15 protein-coding genes are annotated in these 18,639 nt (G+C 59.3%); 7 read left to right on the top strand and 8 right to left on the bottom strand.

Features of this window, described 5'->3' with window-relative positions:
- Positions 1-26: 26 nt before the first annotated feature.
- Positions 27-548: a lactoylglutathione lyase gene (gloA, locus tag J3P75_RS14815; RefSeq protein ID WP_434707217.1), complete on the bottom strand. Its 522-nt coding sequence runs from the start codon at positions 546-548 to the stop codon at positions 27-29.
- Positions 549-686: 138 nt separating this feature from the next.
- Here gloA and J3P75_RS14810 point away from each other — a divergent pair, with 138 nt between their 5' ends.
- On the top strand, positions 687-1,205 hold the full coding sequence (locus J3P75_RS14810; RefSeq protein ID WP_434707216.1) for a DUF4946 domain-containing protein: 519 nt from the start codon (positions 687-689) through the stop codon (positions 1,203-1,205).
- A 216-nt stretch (positions 1,206-1,421) separates the two neighbouring features.
- Here the strand turns inward: J3P75_RS14810 and J3P75_RS14805 are convergent, their stop codons facing one another.
- The 3 genes from J3P75_RS14805 to J3P75_RS14795 all read right to left on the bottom strand — a co-directional run bounded on the left by J3P75_RS14805 (position 1,422) and on the right by J3P75_RS14795 (position 4,527).
- Entirely contained in the window at positions 1,422-1,787 is a 366-nt protein-coding gene (locus J3P75_RS14805; protein WP_203417824.1) for a histone-like nucleoid-structuring protein, MvaT/MvaU family, read from the bottom strand.
- A 233-nt stretch (positions 1,788-2,020) separates the two neighbouring features.
- Positions 2,021-3,556 carry an EAL domain-containing protein gene (locus J3P75_RS14800; RefSeq protein ID WP_434707215.1) on the bottom strand — a complete coding sequence of 512 codons (1,536 nt, stop codon included), beginning with the start codon at positions 3,554-3,556 and terminating at the stop codon, positions 2,021-2,023.
- Between the two features lie 98 nt (positions 3,557-3,654).
- Entirely contained in the window at positions 3,655-4,527 is an 873-nt protein-coding gene (locus tag J3P75_RS14795) for a LysR family transcriptional regulator (protein WP_434707214.1), read from the bottom strand.
- Between the two features lie 76 nt (positions 4,528-4,603).
- On the opposite strand from J3P75_RS14795, the gene J3P75_RS14790 reads away from it, so the two are divergent.
- Both J3P75_RS14790 and hppD read left to right on the top strand, forming a co-directional pair.
- Positions 4,604-5,542: a DMT family transporter gene (locus J3P75_RS14790; RefSeq protein ID WP_434707213.1), complete on the top strand. Its 939-nt coding sequence runs from the start codon at positions 4,604-4,606 to the stop codon at positions 5,540-5,542.
- Between the two features lie 248 nt (positions 5,543-5,790).
- Entirely contained in the window at positions 5,791-6,867 is a 1,077-nt protein-coding gene (gene hppD, locus J3P75_RS14785; protein ID WP_101157216.1) for a 4-hydroxyphenylpyruvate dioxygenase, read from the top strand.
- Between the two features lie 126 nt (positions 6,868-6,993).
- On the opposite strand, the gene rarD is transcribed toward hppD, so the two are convergent.
- From rarD to J3P75_RS14765, 4 genes are all read right to left on the bottom strand, one after another.
- Positions 6,994-7,875: an EamA family transporter RarD gene (gene rarD, locus J3P75_RS14780; protein ID WP_434707212.1), complete on the bottom strand. Its 882-nt coding sequence runs from the start codon at positions 7,873-7,875 to the stop codon at positions 6,994-6,996.
- Positions 7,876-8,044: 169 nt separating this feature from the next.
- Positions 8,045-10,156, bottom strand: a complete 2,112-nt coding sequence (locus tag J3P75_RS14775; protein ID WP_434707211.1) for an acyltransferase family protein — start codon at positions 10,154-10,156, stop codon at positions 8,045-8,047.
- Between the two features lie 110 nt (positions 10,157-10,266).
- Positions 10,267-11,280 carry an aldo/keto reductase gene (locus J3P75_RS14770; protein WP_434707210.1) on the bottom strand — a complete coding sequence of 338 codons (1,014 nt, stop codon included), beginning with the start codon at positions 11,278-11,280 and terminating at the stop codon, positions 10,267-10,269.
- A 232-nt stretch (positions 11,281-11,512) separates the two neighbouring features.
- Complete coding sequence (locus J3P75_RS14765) at positions 11,513-12,826, bottom strand: MFS transporter (protein ID WP_394597022.1); 1,314 nt, start codon at positions 12,824-12,826, stop codon at positions 11,513-11,515.
- A 171-nt stretch (positions 12,827-12,997) separates the two neighbouring features.
- On the opposite strand from J3P75_RS14765, the gene J3P75_RS14760 reads away from it, so the two are divergent.
- The 4 genes from J3P75_RS14760 (at position 12,998) to J3P75_RS14745 (ending at position 18,524) form a co-directional block, all read left to right on the top strand.
- Positions 12,998-14,116, top strand: coding sequence for a sugar diacid recognition domain-containing protein (locus J3P75_RS14760; protein ID WP_434707209.1), 1,119 nt, complete (start codon positions 12,998-13,000; stop codon positions 14,114-14,116).
- 216 nt (positions 14,117-14,332) lie between these two features.
- On the top strand, positions 14,333-15,472 hold the full coding sequence (locus J3P75_RS14755; RefSeq protein WP_434707208.1) for a glycerate kinase: 1,140 nt from the start codon (positions 14,333-14,335) through the stop codon (positions 15,470-15,472).
- Between the two features lie 197 nt (positions 15,473-15,669).
- Positions 15,670-17,295 carry a methyl-accepting chemotaxis protein gene (locus tag J3P75_RS14750; protein WP_434707207.1) on the top strand — a complete coding sequence of 542 codons (1,626 nt, stop codon included), beginning with the start codon at positions 15,670-15,672 and terminating at the stop codon, positions 17,293-17,295.
- 41 nt (positions 17,296-17,336) lie between these two features.
- Complete coding sequence (locus J3P75_RS14745; RefSeq protein WP_434707206.1) at positions 17,337-18,524, top strand: pyridoxal phosphate-dependent aminotransferase; 1,188 nt, start codon at positions 17,337-17,339, stop codon at positions 18,522-18,524.
- Positions 18,525-18,639: the final 115 nt, after the last annotated feature.

Here is an 18,639-nt window from a genome sequence, read left to right as displayed (position 1 = left end):
GGTTAGGGTGAGGGGCTTTTCAGCTTTTACAACGGCGCAGGCTGAATGATCTCAACCCAGTAACCATCCGGATCCTTGATAAACGCCAGGCTCTTCATCCGTCCATCAGTCAGGCGCTTCTGGAAATCGCAGCCCAGTTCTTCGAAGCGCGCACACGCCGCCACGATGTCCGGCACGGAAATACAGATGTGGCCGAAACCACGCGGGTCGGTATTGCCGTTGTGATAGGCGAAATCGGCATCGTTCTCGGTGCCGTGGTTGTGGGTCAATTCGAGAATCCCCGGAATCGACTTCATCCATTCGGTGCGAGCAGCGGCGTCAGTCGGGATCTGCGATTTGTCGACCAGCGCGAGGAAGTACAGGCTGAATTCGGCTTCCTGGAAGTCGCGTTTTTCGACCAGCGAAAAACCCAGGACGCGGGTGTAAAAGTCCAGGGACTTGGTGATGTCTTTGACGCGCAACATGGTGTGGTTGAAAACGAAGTGGCGGGTTGCGCTGTCCGGGGTGGCGGTGACGCCAGGGAATGTGTTGAGTTCGTGCAGGCTCATGAGCCCTCCAATAACTATGGGCGAGTGATGGGTGCAATGATACGCATGCCTGCCGACATCGCCAAATGAAAGGGCAGGCTTGCCCTGCGCCCGGGCGAGCCTCAGACTTTACCGCTCAATTTGCGAGTGCTTGCGGCAATGATCCGACTGTTCAAATCCCTCTGTGTGTGTTCTGCCTTGTCGTTTGTGGCTGTGTGCGTGTCCGCAGATGAGCCGAGTATCACCTGGCCAGCCGGCTGGCAGGTCGAAGCGCTGCCTGCGGCGAGTGAGAAGGTTGCCCGTCAACGAGCGGTAAAAACGGACGCCGATGGCAATCAGGTAATGGTGATGGAACTGACCATGACCGAGGTCGAAAAGGACCATCAAGTCAATTTGCCGGGCGTGCTGCTGGAGATGCGCAAATCGATTCAGAAAGACTTTTTCCAAAGCGGCTACCAGAGTGTCTGCAACAAAGTGCACGCTGCGACACTGGGATCTTTGTCTGCGCTGGAAACCACTTGTACGATCACTGAAAACGGACGCCATGTACTGTCGCAAACCCTCGTCGCGGCGGTCCAGGCGGACAAGGCCTACGTACTTTCCTATGCGGGGCAGGCCGAGGTTTATAAGGCCAGTGCGGACGAGATAGTGGCGGTGAGAAACAGCTTGAAACTTTAAGCCGCTGTTCTGAACGAGACGGTTAGATACCGGAAGGGATTAAGACTAAAGTTTAATCGTAGCGCCGCCCGGCAACATCAAGCAGCAAATTGTTTAGCCGCTGGCTCATAAACGTTACACAAAAGTCGCAACTTGTACGATGAAATTCATTTCATTTGTTAGATATTGTCAATAAAAAAGCCCCGCTTGATGCAGGGCTTTTAATCGATTGACGAATTAACCGCGCAACCACGAATCCACGGTGCTGGCACCGTATTGTTCCTTCCAGGCTTTCAGGCCGCGGTGATTGCCGCCTTTGGTTTCAATCAGTTCGCCGGTATGCGGATTCTGATAGACCTTGACCACACGAGCGCGTCGGGTTTTAGGTGCTGCAGCGGTCTGCAAGCCGGATTTTGCCGGGTTTGGATCGAGGATGGCGATGATGTCCTTCAGGCCTTTGCCGTAGGTTTTCATCAGTCCCTGGAGCTTCTCTTCGAATTCGATTTCTTTCTTGAGCCCGGCGTCGTTCTTCAGCGATTCCAGCTGCTTGAGCTGTTCCTGAAGGGCCTTTTCAGCTGCACGAAATTCAGCGAGTCTGGACAATATCTTTACTCCAATAGTGTGTTTGGCTGATACCAACCGCAAACAGAGCTATAAGCCAAGAGCCGTGAAGCGACTCGGTGATAATGGCTCACCTGCGAATTTTGCTCAGGTTGAAAAAATTGTAGTAGTTAATGCGCCAAGAGTAAATCCTGATGTTGTCTTGATGTAACAGTAGTGGTCTTTTGTATCAATTTGGTGCGCCTCATCGGTACGCTCGTCTTAAAACAGCTTAGTTAACGATGAATTAATGCTTCGATGAAATCCGCAGCGGGCATCGGTTTAGCAAACAGATATCCCTGGAGGAAATCGACATTATGCGCGGTCAGATAGTCGGCCTGTGCCTGGGTTTCGACACCTTCAGCAACAATACCCAAATCCAGCTTGGCCGACAGTTCGATAATCGTGTCGAGTATGTGCCGCGAGAGCGCGTCGATGCCGATCATGGCAACGAAGCTTTGATCGATTTTCAGAAAGTCCACATTGAATTTACGCAAGTAGGCAAGGCTGGAGTGCCCGGTGCCGAAGTCATCAATGGCGATCTTCACGCCCAGTGAATGCAGCTGTTCGAACAGTTGGCGAGTGATCTCGGTGGGTTCGATCAATTCGCGCTCGGTCAATTCCAGCACCAGACTGACGCTATCGGGCGCGAACGCGGCGAGAAACAGGCGACAGTCCTCCACCAGCTCGAGATCCCGGCAATGGCTGGCGGTGATATTGATGCCAATATGAAAGGGCGCAGTGAAGGTCGATGACAGTGGTCCCAGCAGCGCAGCGGTTTGCTGCATCAGTGCGCGAGTCATCGGCACGATCAGTCCCGAGTGTTCGGCGAACGGAATGAACAGGTCCGGTCGCACCAGGCCTTCTTTGGGGTGAGCCCAGCGCATCAGCACTTCGGCTCCGGACCAGGCCTTGCTGTCACCATGCACCACAGGCTGGAAGTAGGGCACGAACTCACCAGCCTCCAGCGCGCGAAGCATCTCGTGACTTGGCGATGTCGAGCGTTTCTGCACGACATGGCCGATCGCGCCGGAGACTACGCCGAAGAAGATCAGCAGGCTGAACAACGGCGGGTACTCAGCGGCCATGTAGCGCCAGGTTTCGCCTTGGGCAAAACCGGCGCTGACGCTAAACCCATAGCGCGGTGAAGCCAGCGTCGTTGGCGCAACGGGAAATGCGGGGAGGGCGCCGGTGTGGACTTTGCCGTCAGCCGCCAGCCAGTTTTCACCCACCTGTAGAACCAGCAGCGTTTGACGGCCGATCAGCCGCAGGATGTTGCTCAGGTGATAACCGTCCAGCGTGGTCAACGCGCCACCGCGGCCTTCGCTGAGCCGATACACTAGCAGCGCGGTGTCCGGTGTCACCGGGTTGCCGTTCATCAGCCACAATTTACCCTGGTTGTAGTCCCCGGCATTCACCATTTCCTGGTAGTCGCCGAACAGCGAGCTGCAATAGAGATTGTCGTCCCAGACCAGATTGGTCGAGCGCACAAACGGACGGCGGGTCACTTGTTCACGCAGGGCAAGCTTGACGCTTTCACAAGTCTGGCCGGCCAAGGGCAGCAACTCATGGGCCGCCTGGGCGGTGTTGTCGAGCATCAGCTCAAACTGGCGCAAAGCCTGATCGGCGGTTTCTTGCGAACTCTGTTTCAGCGTGCGTTGCGCCTGCGAGTGCAGAATTACGCAGCCCAGCACTAGCGGTACCAGCCCGCTCAGCAGCGTGACGATAATGCGCGTGCTGCGTTTGCGGCGGGGTCTGACGGTCAACGGCATGGGCGCATCCTGTCGCGGTGGGGTGGGGCGAAGCTCGGCGCGCTGTAAAAACACAGTCAGCAGAAGCGAGGATAGATCGAACGACGCGTTCGCGCTGCTCAGTGATGATTGATCCGCGTCGCCAGCTCGATGAACGCCAGCGTGGCGGGTGATGCCTGGCGCCGATCAAGAACCGCGAGTCCGACCTGACGCTTGACCGCAGGCAACAACGGCTTCTTGACGAAGGCCTTGTCTTGCGCTTGTGGTAATGAGCCTTCGGCGACGATGGTGATGGCGTCGCCTCGGCTGACCAGATCGAGCGTACTGAGCAGTTGCGCACAGCGGTAGCGGATATTCGGTTGCAGGCGTGCGGCCATGAACAGTCGCGACACCAGTTCCGAAGAGCCGGCCTCGGTGAGCACGAATGGCGCCTCGCATAAATCTTTCAGGCTTAACGCCGGGTGCCTTGCCAACGGGTGATCGAGCGGTAGCAGGGCGACCATCTGGTCTTCGATCAACGTGAATGTGTCGAAGCGCTCCTCTGGCAATACCACGAAGCCGATGTCGATGCGTCGCTCTTCCAGCCATTGAATCACCTGACGATCCGGACCTTCGTCAACGTGCACTTCGATGCCCGGGTGGGCTTCTCGATAGCGCCGCAGAATGGCCGGCAGCAGCGTGATCGACGAGGTCGGCCCGAATGAGCCGATGCGCAAGGTGCCGCTTTTCATCCCTCGCGCATCGGCGGCTTCCTGACGCAACGTATTGGCCAGACCGAGCATCGCACGGGCGCGCAGCAGCAATTGTTCACCGATGGTACTGAGCTCTACTTGCGACTGATGCCGGCGCAGCAGTTCAACGCCGAGTTCCTGTTCCAGTGATCTCATAGCATGGGACACCGCCGACTGGGAGATCCCCAAGCGATGGGCTGCCAGGGTAAAACCGCGCAGTTCGGCGACCAGCGAGAAGATCTCCAGTTGTGTAAAGGTCATGAGTGTTTGCTCATTTTACGATGAGTGTGAATGAGGCCGATCATAAAGCATCTGCAACCTTTCGAGCCTCGACTACATGCACAATGCTGGAAAAACACCATCCGACGTTCCGGTTTATCTGGCCCTCGCCGGGGTAACGATGATCTGGGGTGGCACCTTCGTCGCCGGCCGGTTTCTGGGCAGCAGTCTGAATCCGGTATTCGCGGCCAGCCTGCGTTTCTTGCTGGCCAGCTTGGCCTTGCTGGGCTTTTTATGGCTGACGCGAATTGCGCTTGTCCGCCCGACTGCCCGCCAGTGGTTGCGCTTGGCATTGTTGGGGTTTTTCGGGATTTTCTTTTACAACCTGTGCTTCTTCTATGGCCTGCAATACATCAACGCGTCGCGCGCTTCGTTGATCGTCGCGCTGAACCCGGCGGTAATCGGTCTTGCTTCGTGGTGGTTGTTCAAGGAGCGCCTGGGCTCAATGAAAACCGCAGGTATCGTGATCTGCATCGTCGGCGCCGCATTGGTGATCGTCAGCCGTAACCCGCAATTACTGGCGGCGACGCCCGACGCATGGATGGGCGATTTATTGATCTTGGGGTGCGTGCTGGGCTGGGGTGTTTATTCATTGTTTTCCCGTGAACTGAATCAGTCGTTAGGCCCGGTGCAGACGGTGACGTACTCGATCCTGATTGGCACGCTGATGTTATGCCTGTTGGCGGCAGCGCGCGGCGAACTGAGCTGGACAGCACTGAATGATCTGGGCGCGCCGCAATGGCTGAGCCTTGCCTACCTTGGTGTGCTCGGTTCAGCGCTGGCATACATCGGTTATTACCACGGCATCCGCAAGATCGGCGCGACGCGCAGTGGCGTGTTCATCGCGCTCAACCCGCTGACGGCGGTGATCTTCGGCGCGCTGCTGCTGGGCGAACAACTGACGCCGACCATGTGCGTGGGCGGTGCGCTGATCCTCGGCGGCATCTACCTGTGCAACAAACCCCTTGCGACAGACGCAAAAAAGCGGATTTCATAGGGGCAGCAGACAAGCCGGTTTACGCTGTGTAGAATCGGGTTACGCATACAATAATAATCGTCTTCTGGTAGCAGAAGCCTCGCCCGCAAGAGCCTTGGGTCGACAATGAAGATATTCGGGTTTCAACTGATCTACGGTGACTTCCTCGCCCGCAGTGTGCGCGGCATTTCCTGCGCGCCGCCCAGCGCTCTCAGCATGACTCGCCAATAAACCCCCGGTTGATTGATTAGAAATGATGAGGCGTCACCATGGCAGATTTATACGAAAACCCAATGGGCCTGATGGGCTTTGAGTTCATCGAGTTCGCATCGCCGACTCCTGGCACGCTGGAGCCGATCTTCGAGATCATGGGCTTCACCAAAGTCGCCACCCACCGTTCCAAGAACGTGCACCTGTACCGTCAGGGCGCGATCAACCTGATCCTCAACAACGAACCGAACAGCGTCGCCTCGTATTTCGCCGCCGAACATGGCCCGTCCGTTTGCGGCATGGCGTTCCGCGTCAAGGATTCGCAAAAGGCCTACAGCCGCGCACTGGAACTCGGCGCCCAGCCGATTCACATCGAAACCGGTCCGATGGAACTGAACTTGCCGGCGATCAAAGGCATTGGCGGTGCGCCGCTCTACCTGATCGATCGTTTCGGCGAAGGCAGTTCGATCTATGACATCGACTTCGTGTTCATCGAAGGCGTAGACCGCAACCCGGTCGGTGCCGGCCTGAAGATCATCGATCACCTGACCCACAACGTTTATCGCGGTCGCATGGCCTACTGGGCGAACTTCTACGAGAAGCTGTTCAACTTCCGTGAGATCCGCTATTTCGACATCAAGGGTGAGTACACCGGCCTGACCTCGAAAGCGATGACCGCACCGGACGGCATGATCCGCATCCCGTTGAACGAAGAATCGTCCAAGGGCGCCGGGCAGATCGAAGAGTTCCTGATGCAGTTCAACGGTGAGGGCATCCAGCACGTCGCGTTCCTTACGGACGATCTGATCAAGACCTGGGACCAGTTGAAGAAGATCGGCATGCGCTTCATGACGGCACCGCCGGACACCTACTACGAAATGCTCGAAGGGCGCCTGCCGAACCACGGCGAGCCGGTCGATCAACTGCAATCGCGCGGTATCCTCCTCGATGGCGCATCGGAGCAGGGCGACAAGCGTCTGCTGCTGCAGATCTTCTCGGAAACCCTGATGGGCCCGGTGTTCTTCGAATTCATTCAGCGCAAAGGCGACGATGGTTTCGGTGAGGGCAACTTCAAGGCACTGTTCGAGTCGATCGAGCGCGACCAGGTGCGTCGTGGTGTGCTGACGACCGAGTAAACCGCTGCACCGATGAACATTGTGGGAGCTAACCTGCTGGCGATAGCGACTTCAGATTCAGCATAAAAGTTGACTGACAGATCGCAATCGCCAGCAGGCTGGCTCCCACATTTTTTTGTGTTTGGCTTATGGGCGGCTTTGTCGCATCAGGTGCTTGAAGCCTTCGAAAACCAGCACCACCACCGCCATCCAGATCGGGATATAGGTCAGCCACTCCCCGGACTTGATGCTTTCACCGAGCAACAGCGCCACGCCGAGCAGCAGCACCGGCTCAACATAACTCAACAAGCCGAACAGACTGAACGGCAGCAAGCGGCTGGCGATGATGTACACCACCAACGCTGAGGCACTTATCAGGCCGAGCAGCGGAATCAGCCAGAGCAACCCGGGATATTGGTCAAACACGCCCAAGCCTTGCTCGCCGCCTTGCACAAACCACCAGGCGACCGGGAGCATCAAGGTCATGTCGACCCACAAACCACCGAGGTTGTCGGTCTTCAGGTATTTGCGCAGCACGAAGTACAACGGATAGCCAACCACGACCACCAGAGTTGCCCAGGAAAAACCGCCCACCTGATACAACTCGTTCAGCACGCCGAGGCTGGCAAAAAACACGGCGATCTTTTGCAGATACGACAGGTTCTCGCCGTAGGCGATGCGCCCGGTCAATACCATCGCCAGCGGCAGCAGGAAATAACCCAGCGAGACATCAAGGCTGTAATCGTTCAGCGGCGCCCACATGAACAGCCACAGCTGCACGCCGAGCAACGCGGCCGAGGTGATCAAGCCGCCGATCAATTTCGGCCTCGCCGCCATCAAGCGTACCAGCTCGATAACCCGCCGCCATTCCCCGGATACCAGCATGAACACGGTCATGCACGGCACGGTCAGCAGCATGCGCCAGCCGAAGATTTCCACACCGCTCAACGGCGTGAGCAACGAAGTGTAGTAATACATGACGGCAAACAGCACCGATGCCGAAACCGATAGAGCGATACCTTTAGCCAAGCTGTCCTCGCAGGTTGAGGGTTGAACGGGGCGCGAAGGATACGTGGTTTTTGTGCTGAATATTGATCGGTTGCTCAATATTCTTCACAGGCATCAACCGGATCGCCGCGCCATCAGCATAGCTGCCCTATGCGCTGTGGCAGCGAGCCTGCTCGCGAAGCGCTTAAGATCACTGACCACCCTTCAGCGGATTACCAAAGCGCTTGAGATACATTTCACCAAACCGGTAAGACGCGTAATCGGTCATGTGACCGAGGTCACGATAAACCGGCAAGCCATCGACCGTGGTCGCGCAAGCGCCATCCTTGCATTGCAGGCTTTTCGGATCGATGACGATCAGGCTCGGGTATTCGCCCTGCAGTTCGCTGAACAACCGGGCCAATGTCGGATCTTCGTCATTTGACCAAGGCACCGATGCGCATTGAATGCTCTGTTCGGCACTGCCGAGCAAGCCGCGCAACTTCACCTGTTTCAATAAACACTCGTTGATCCCCGTCGGCATCGGCAGGGTATTCATCAGGAACACCGGTGTTGCGCCCGATTTGACGATGATGTCCAGGGCTTGGCGGAGCGCCACGCCGAGGCGTTGTTGCGACAGTTCGACACTGCGCGGATCCTCCAGGCGGGTAACGATGGCATCGGTGAGATAGGCCTCCCAGAACTGCCCGATGATCACGTAGCGGAAATGATGGCTGGCGATCATTTCGTAGTAGCGTTGCGCAGCGTTGTGGCATTTCTGATACAGCGCGTTTTTCGCTTTGTACCAGTTGTAGAGGTAGATGTTCGGCAGCGCCAGGCAGGCCGGATAGCCCTGCGCGAGGACGGCGAGGTTCGCGTCCTTGGCCAGCGTTTCAACGAAGCCCCAATAATGATTCGAGTAGGAATCCCCCATCAACAGAACCTGAGGGCTGGCCTGTGCGGCGCCCATGATGCAGCCAGGATCGGCACCGTCGCTGACGCCCAGACATGCTTCGCGGTTGGCCGGCACTGATGCTTTCAACCCGTTGAACAGATTGTTCGAGCCCTGATTGAAGCGGTTCGGCCAGCCCTCGTTCCGGTCACCGGCCGAGTGCAACAGCGACAAGGCAATCGCCGGGACGATCATCAGCCAGATCAGGGTTTTGCCAAAACCTGCGCGCGCCTTGCGGAAACGCTTTTCGATCAGCACGAAGGACAGATAGCCAATGACGAAGGTCGCGCCGAAGTACCCCACCTGCACCAGCGGGGTGAGGGCGATGCCCAGGTAGCTCGTCACGGCGAGAATCGGCCAGTGCCAGACGTACAGCGAATACGAGAGCGTGCCGATAAACACCAGCGGCCGGAACGCCAGCAATTTTGAAGTCACGCTGGCATCGCCGATGCCGCGAAACAGCAGCACGGCCGTGGCCAGGCACACGGCGATGGCGTGGTAGCCGGGGAAACCCGACAAGATATCTTCACGCGTCGCGCAGTAAAACAGCGTTGCCAGCGCCAGCGCACAGATCAGCGAAGCGTTCAGGCGCTTGAGCCGGAAAGTCTCGCGGCTGAAAATCACCGCGCAGGAGCCGATCATCAATTCAAAGATGCGCGCGGTGAAGAAGTAATAGTTGCGGTCGGGATAGGTGTACGACAGGTACAAGGCCAGTGCCATTGCCGCGAGGGTCAGACCCAGCACGGTGGCCTTGAAAACTTTTTTCGCCACATAGCGGTGGAGCAGCCAAAGGCCCAACGGCAAGGCCAGATACCATTGCCATTCGATGGCCAGCGACCAGGTGTGCAGCAACGGCAGGCTTGCGGCATCCGGCGTCGCGTAGCCGCTGGTCACTTTGGAAAAGTACTGATTTGAAATCAGCAGCGATGTGTATTTTTCGCTTTTGAGAAAGTCGACGTAGTCGCTGGGCAGATACAGCAGCGTGGTGACCAGCAACGTGACGATCAGCAGGGCGATGATCGCCGGTTGCAGGCGCCAGATGCGTCGCGTGTAAAAACCGCTGAAGCTGAACGTGCCCTTGTCCAGCGAGGTCATGATGATCGAGGTGGTCAGGTACCCGGAAATCACAAAGAAGATGTCGACGCCGATGTATCCCGACGGAAACAACGCCAGGCCGCCGTGGAAGATCAACACCAGCAGCACGGCGATGGCGCGCAGGCCGTCGATATCGGCGCGGTACTCAATCGAAGGTTTGCGCCCGATGGCCGTTGCCGTCTCTTCGGCGTGAAGCTGGGAATGCAGATGGTGCTGGTCGCCGGGATTTTTCAGCAGAGCAGGCTTCGCGGGGGCCTCGACGGAGCGATCGAACATACAGTTATCCCTGGCAATTTTGCGCCGATCAATCCAGTTTCCGTTTGATCGCGCTGAATTCAATGAAAAACAGCCGATTGTATCGGCTGTTCTACATTAGGGAAGACCTGTTATGCCTGATGCGGTTTGCGCCCGGACACGAAATGGCTGACATCGTTGAAACCCGGTGTCGAAGCATGTCCCGGCGTGACCAGCGAATCGATGAACGCCTCGTCTTCGGCGCTGATCTTCACCGCCTGCGCCTTGGTATAGGCATCCCACTGCGCCTCGGTCCGCGGCCCGACAATCGCCGAGGTCACGGCGCTGTTGTTCAGCACCCAGGCAATCGCAAACTCGACCATGCCGACCCCGCGCTGCTCGGTGTACTGCTGAATCTGCTGGGCAATGCGCAACGACTCGACGCGCCACTCGGTTTCCAGAATGCGCTTGTCCTGGCGCCCGGCGCGGCTGTTGACGTCCGGTTGCACATCCGGCGCGTACTTGCCGCTGAGCACGCCGCGGGCCAGCGGGCTGTAAGGTACCACGCCGAGGCCATACGTTTGCGCAGCGGTAATCTGCTCGGTCTCGGCCTGACGGTTGACGATGTTGTACAGCGGCTGGCTGATCACCGGGCGGTCAACGCCGAGTTTGTCTGCAACGCGAATAACCTCGGCGATTCGCCAGCCGCGATAGTTCGACAGCCCCCAATAGCGGATCTTGCCTTGGCGAATCAGATCGCCAATCGCCGAAACGCTCACTTCAAGCGGCGTGTTGTGGTCTTCGCGGTGCAGGTAATAGATGTCGACGTAGTCAGTGCCGAGCCGAGTGAGGCTGGCTTCGAGACCATTGAAGATATGTTTGCGGCTCAAACCGCTGCGGTTCGGCACGCCGTCCACCGGACCGAAGCCGACCTTGGTGGCCAGCACCCATTCGTGCCGATGCCGGGCGATTGCCTCACCGACGATCTCTTCGGAACGGCCGTTGGTGTAGACGTCGGCGGTGTCGATGAAGTTGATCCCCTGATCCCAGGCCTTGTCGATGGTGCGCAGCGAATCTTCGGCGCTGGTCTGTTCGCCGAACATCATTGTGCCGAGCGTTAACGTCGAGACCTGCAGTCCGGAGTGGCCGAGTGTGCGGTAGCTCATGGCGAAATCCTTTTTGGCGGTGGGAGAGGGATCAAATACCAGATGCGGATGAGGGGGCAAAGTGAATTTACAAGATCAAAAGCCCTGCCCTGGGCGCGATGGTACGACTAAAAATGTGGGAGCTAGCCTGCTAGCGATGATGGCGTCACAGTCAATACCTGTATGACTGAAAGACCGCTATCGCTAGCAGGGCTAGCTCCCACAGGGATGGTGCAGTGTTCGAGAACTCAGCCTAAGCCCGCAACGTCCGCGTCATCCGCAACGCCAGCAAACTCCCGCCGACAATCACCGCCGCCAGCAGATACAACGCCGCATCCGTCGAGCCAGTACTGTCCTTGACCCAACCCACCAGATACGGGCTCAAGAACCCGGCCATTTGCCCCATCGAGTTGATCAACGCCAGACCACCCGCCGCAGCGCCGGCGCTCAGCATGGCGGTCGGCACTGGCCAGAACATCGGCAACCCGGTCAGCGCACCCATGGTGGCAATGGTCAGGCCGAGAATCGCAATCGCCGGATTTGCCGCGAAGTTGACCGCGATCAGCAAGCCAATCGCGCCCATCAGCATCGGCACCACCAGATGCCAGCGGCGTTCCTTGCGCAGATCCGCCGAGCGGCCAACAACCAGCATGAACACCGCCGCCAGCAGATACGGAATCGCGCTCAACCAGCCGATCACCAGGTTATCGCTGAAACCGAGGTTCTTGATGATCGACGGCAGCCAGAAGTTGATCGCATAGACGCCGCTCTGGATGCAGAAGTAGATCAGGCCGAACGCCCAGATCGCCGGGTTCTTGAATACCGCCAGCAGTGAGTCGGAGGTGGATTTCGGTTTGTTCGCCAGGTCTTCGGCCTGATCGGCTTCAAGCACCGCGCGCTCGTGCGGGGTCAGCCATTTGGCATTGGCGAAGCTGTCGCTGAGCAGGAACCAGGCGAGGGCGCCGAGGATGACCGTCGGAATGCCTTGCAGCAGGAACATCCACTGCCAACCGGCGAGACCGCCCTGGCCGGCGGCGAAGTGATTGAGAATCCAGCCGGAGAACGGGCTGCCGAGCAGACCTGACACCGGAATCGCCGACATGAACAGCGCCATGATTCGGCCACGGCGGAACGTCGGGAACCACTGCGAGAGGTACAGCACTACGCCGGGAAAGAACCCGGCTTCGGCCGCGCCGGTGAACAGTCGCAGGGTGTAGAACTCGGTCGGCGTGGTGACGAACAGCAAGCAGGTCGACAGCGTGCCCCAAGTGATCATCATCAGCGCTATCCAGCGCCGCGGACCGAATTTGGTCAAGGCCAGGTTACTCGGCACGCCGCACAGCACGTAGCCGATGAAGAAGATTCCGGCACCGAGGCCGTACACGGTTTCGCTGAACTTCAGCGCGTCGAGCATCTGCAGTTTGGCAAATCCAACGTTGACCCGGTCGAGGTAGTTGAACAGGTAGCAGATGAAGATGAAGGGGATCAAACGCAGGGTGATGCGTTTGTAGACGGCGTTTTTACCGTCGGCGTCGATGGTCTGGGTAGCTGCGGCGCTCTGCGACATAGCGGCTCTCTCTTTATTATGATTTTTTGCGATGCAAAGGGTAACGTTGATCGCCCCGAGAGTCTCAGCCACCTTTGGCCGGATTGTCTTTGTGCCTGAGCACAGGGTTTGCCGGCAGACCCTGTGCGGGTGAACAATCGCACGCGCCGAAAATCAAGGATTGCCGCTGTCATGTTCGAACTTGATCACGACCTCGCCCAGGACATCGTCGACCGGGCGATGGCCATTTTGCCTTACAACGTCAACGTCATGGACAGCCAGGGGTTGATCCTCGGCAGCGGCGAACCAGAGCGCATCAACACTCGCCACGAGGGTGCGCAACTGGTGTTGGCCAATGGTCGCGTGGTGGAAATCGATGCGCAGACGGCGGTGCATCTCAAGGGCGTGCAACCGGGCATCAACCTGCCGCTGCTGCTCGATCAGCGCTTGATCGGTGTGCTTGGCATTACCGGTGAACCCGAGCAACTGCGCACCTACGCCGAACTGGTGCGCATGACCGCGGAAATGCTGGTTGGCCAGCGCAATCAGCAGGCGGAGCAGCAATGGCGACGCCAGCGTTGTGATGATCTGCTGGCGCTGTTGCTGAGCGAGGCGGGTGATTCGCCGCGGCTGGTCGACGAGGCGCAGCAACTGGGGCTCAAGCCGCAACTTACGCGGGTGCCTCATCTGTTCGAACTGGGTGCTGAGCACGGTCCGGGGCAAACCGTCGAGGCGTTGAGTGCCTGGCTGATGTCGCGTTACCCGGACAGCTGGTGCGTAAGTTCGGCGCAGTCATCGCTGCTGTGGTGTCGCCCGGCGAGTCAGCACATCGAGCACGAGCGCTTGCTGGAAAAACTCGATGGCCTCGGCTGGAAGATCCTGCGCATTGCCGTAGGCGGGCAGGCCGACGGGCTAGCCGGGCTGCGCCGCTGTTATCGGCGGGTCGGCGACTTGCTCGCCTACGGGCGCGAAGTCTTGCCGCAGTCGCGCGTGCTGACGCTCAACCGCTATCGTTTGCCGGTGATGCTCTGGCGCCACCGCAACGATGATGCGCTGGACGAACTGCTCAAACCGCTGCGCAAGGTGATCGCCAAGGACAGCAACGGTCAATTGTTGGCGACGCTGCGCAGCTGGTGCGAACACGACGGCCAGAGTCAGGCGTGTGCCGATGCCTTGGGCATTCATCGCAACAGCCTGCGTTACCGGATGGAGCGGATTGCCGAGTTGAGCGGGGTCGATCCGCTCAGGCTGGACGGGATGCTGGCGTTGTATCTGGGGGTGCAGCTTTTGCCGCAGACAGATCCGGGTTGATTGGGTGCCCTTCAGGACGTCATCGCGAGCAGGCTCACTCCTACCTTTGAAATACATTCCCCTGTAGGAGTGAGCCTGCTCGCGATGACGCCAGAAGCTGCAACATCGATCTTTTGTGAAAATGAACAACAATCCTCTCCAGCCGTTGTGCAACCGACCGGCGTCAACCTTCGCGGCCACTGGCAGCATGACGGACATCGCAACCGGAGATTTCCCATGAAAGTCGTCATCGCCCCCGATTCATTCAAGGACAGCCTCAGTGCTCAGGGCGTCGCCGAAGCCATCGCCCTTGGCCTGGCGCAGGTGTGGCCGCAGGCGACGCTGGTCAAATGCCCGATGGCCGATGGCGGCGAAGGCACGGTGGAGTCGATTCTGGCGGCCTGTGCCGGCGAATTGCGCCGCAGCCGTGTGCGTGGCCCGCTTGGTGCGCCGGTCGAGGCCGCGTGGGGCTGGTTGCCGCACACCCAGACCGCGATCATCGAAATGGCCGAAGCCAGCGGCTTGCAATTGGTGCCGCCAGGGCAGCGCGATGCGTGCATCAGCAGCACGTTTGGCACCGGCGAACTGATTCGCGCGGCGCTGGATGCCGGCGCACAACGGGTGATTCTGGCGATTGGCGGCAGCGCCACCAACGATGGCGGCGCCGGTGCGATGCAGGCGTTGGGGCTAAAACTGCTTGATGCGCAGAACCAGGCGCTGGTCCCCGGCGGACTGGCACTGGCGCAACTGGCGCGACTGGACCTTAGCGCAGTCGACCCGCGTCTGGCGCAGGTGCGTTTCGATATTGCTGCGGATGTGAATAATCCGCTGTGCGGTTCGCATGGCGCCTCAGCGATCTTCGGCCCACAGAAAGGCGCCTCGCCGGCTCAAGTGCAGCAACTCGATCAGGCCTTGGGGCACTTTGCCGAACTGTGCGCGCAGGCGCTGGGCAAAGACGTCCGCGATGAACCCGGCAGCGGTGCGGCGGGCGGGCTGGGCTTTGCCGCCAAGGCGTTTCTCGGCGCGCAGTTTCAGGCTGGCGTGGAAGTGGTGGCGGAGCTGGTGGGGCTCGCCGATGCGGTCAAAGATGCAGATCTGGTGATTACCGGGGAAGGGCGCTTCGACGCGCAGACCTTGCGTGGCAAGACACCGTTCGGCGTGGCACGGATCGCCAAACAACACGGCGTGCCGGTGGTGGTGATTGCCGGCACCCTCGGCGACGGTTATCAGGAACTGTATGGCCATGGCATCGACGCGGCATTCGCCGTGACCAGCGGGCCGATGACCCTGGAACAGGCCTGCGCCGAAGCGCCACGATTGTTGCGTGAACGCGCCACCGATATTGCTCGTGTCTGGCAGATGGCGCGGCGCATGTGAAATTCCCCAACGGTGTTTCATCCCTGAAACACCGATAAAAATACTTGCAACAGACCCGCAATCTTCCTCAAGCCTGGCCGATACAAAGATCAGGCGCGCACAAAACTCCCAAAACAGTGGCGCCGGACTGCAGCCCACCCCTACGGCTCAGTGATCATGGCATGGACGCTCGTAGCTTCTATCTTGAGAGTGCAGCCATGTCCTTGCGTAACCTGAATATCGCGCCCCGTGCCTTCCTCGGTTTTGCCTTCATCGCCCTTTTGGTGGTCGTGCTGGGTGTGTTTGCCGTCAACCGCATGTCGGTCATCCGCCAGGCGTCAATTGATATGAACACGACGCAATTGCCCAGCGTGGCCCATCTCAGCGTGATAACGGAAAACGTCCTGCGGATGCGCATTCTCTCGTTTCGCGTATTGGTCAATCGCGAACCTGCCGCGTTGCAGGAAGCGCAGGCGCGCATTGCCGCACTGGTAGACAAAGCTCGCAAGGCTCAAGCCGCCTATTCGCAACTGCACGCCGGCGAGGAAGAACGCGCGCTGTATCAGACGTTTTCGACCACGCTGGACAACTACGTGCAAGCTCAGAACCAGATGCTCGAGTTGTCGCGCCAGGACAAAATGGAAGAGTTGCGTACCCTGATCAACACGCGAATCAAGGAAGGCACCGACCAGATGGGCGAGCAGTTGAACAAACTGATCGCAATCAATGCCGCCGATGCCAAGACCGCATCAACTCGCGCCGGCGATTATTACGACAGCGCGATAACCGGGATCATCATTGTCGCGGTGATTGCAGCGTTGGCCACTGTATTGCTGGCCTGGCTGCTGACCCGCAGCATTGTCACACCGCTCAACCGTGCGCTGCTGGCGGCGCAAACCATCGCCGGCGGCAACTTGAGCAAAGCCATCGACGTCGACGGCAAGGACGAGCCGGCGCGCCTGCTCGAAGCCCTCGCAGCGATGCAGGTCAATCTGCGTCAAACCATCGAACAGATCGCCGGTTCCGCCACCCAATTGGGCGCGGCGGCTGAAGAACTCAGCGCCGTCACTGAAGAAGCCTCACGCGGTTTGCAGCAGCAGAACAACGAGATCGAACAGGCCGCCACTGCCGTCAACGAGATGACCGCCGCCGTCGAAGAAGTTGCGCGCAACGCGGTGTCGACTTCCGAAGCCTCGAACCAGTCGACCCACGCCGCCCGTGAAGGTCGCGATCAGGTGGTGAAAACCGTCGACGCGATCCAGACCATGACCCACGACGTACAGAACACCGCGCAGATGATCGAAGGCCTCGCCGCACAGGGCCGCGATATCGGCAAAGTACTTGATGTGATCCGTGCCATCGCCGAACAGACCAACGTGCTCGCGCTGAACGCGGCGATCGAAGCCGCGCGTGCCGGTGAGGCCGGACGTGGCTTTGCGGTAGTCGCGGACGAAGTCCGGGCGCTGGCCCATCGCACCGCGCAGTCGACCCAGGAAATCGAAAAAATGGTCGCTGGCATTCAGAACGGTACCGGCGAGGCGGTTTCGTCGATGCAGCAAAGCAACCAGCGCACCCAGATCACCCTGGAAATGGCCCGTGCTGCCGGCGTCGCGCTGGAGCAGATCACCCAGTCGATCCACCAGATCAACGAGCGCAACCTGGTGATCGCCAGCGCCTCGGAAGAGCAGGCGCAAGTCTCACGTGAAGTCGACCGCAACCTGGTGAACATTCGCGACCTGGCCACGCAGTCGGCGGCCGGGGCCAACCAGACCAGCGCCGCGACTCATGAACTGTCGCGTCTGGCGGTGGATTTGAATGCGATGGTGGCGCGTTTCGTGATTTGAGATACGGTGAAGGCTGGAAACCGCGCGATCAGGAGACGTACATGCGCTATTCAGCCTTGACCCAACGCATTGCCGGAGAGGGCGCCGCCGCCTGGCAGATCCACGACCGAGCGTTGGCGTTGCGCGCCGAGGGCGTCGATATTCTGCTGTTGAGCGTCGGCGATCCGGACTTCGATACGCCGCTGCCGATTGTCCATGGCGCCATCGACAGCCTGTTGGCCGGTGATACGCACTATGCCGACATCCGTGGCCGCCTCGAACTGCGCAGGCTGATTGCCGCGCGCCACTGCCAGCGCAGTGGTCAACGGGTTGACCCTGATCAGGTGATTGTCTTGCCCGGCGCGCAATGCGCGGTGTATTCGGTGGCGCAATGTCTGCTCGATCCCGGCGATGAGGTGATCGTCGCCGAACCGATGTACGTCACTTATGAAGGCGTGTTCGGCGCGTGCGGCGCGACGGTCATTCCAGTGCCGGTGCGCCCGGAAAACGGCTTTCGTGTCGACCCGGCGGATGTCGCTGCGCGCATCACCTCAAAGACCCGCGCGATGTTGCTCAACAGCCCGAACAATCCCAGTGGCGCCAGCTTGCCGCTGTTGATCTGGCAAGAACTGGCGGCGCTTTGCCTGCGCCATGATCTATGGCTGATCAGCGACGAGGTCTACAGTGACTTGCTTTACGAAGGCCAGCACATCAGTCCGGCGAGTCTGCCGGGCATGGCCGACCGCACGGCGACGATCAACAGCCTGTCGAAATCCCACGCCATGACCGGCTGGCGCATTGGCTGGATGATCGGGCCGCAATCGCTGGCCGAGCATCTGGTCAACCTGTCGCTGAGCATGCTCTTCGGTCTGCCGGACTTCGTTCAGAAAGCTGCACAGGTTGCGCTGCAAACCGATCTGCCGGAGGTGACGCAGATGCGCGAGGAATATCGCCTGCGCCGCGATCTGGTTTGCGAGCGTTTGCATGATTGCCCGGGCCTGCACCCGATCAGGCCGGATGGCGGCATGTTCGTGATGGTCGATGTGCGCCAGACCGGGCTCGGCGCCCAGGCGTTTGCCGAGCGATTGCTCGAAGGTTATGGCGTCTCGGTGCTTGCCGGGGAAGCGTTCGGGCCGAGTGCGGCGGGGCATATCCGCATTGGCCTGGTGGTTGACCGGGTGAAACTGGCCGACGCCTGTGCGCGGATTGCCTTGTGTGCGGCGCAGCTTTTACAGGCGCGCAGTGCCTGATGTTTCTGCATTGCCTGCGCCGGCCCAATCGCTAGCAGGCTAGCTCCCACACTGATTCGAGGCGGACACCTGCTTTGTGTTCGCCCCAAAACCCTGTGGGAGCTAGCCTGCTAGC

It is taken from the genome of Pseudomonas sp. R1-1 (assembly GCF_051132135.1).
GTDB lineage: Bacteria > Pseudomonadota > Gammaproteobacteria > Pseudomonadales > Pseudomonadaceae > Aquipseudomonas.
The sequence above is the reverse complement of the archived record's forward strand: the minus strand, read 5'-3'. Positions and strand labels throughout refer to the sequence as shown.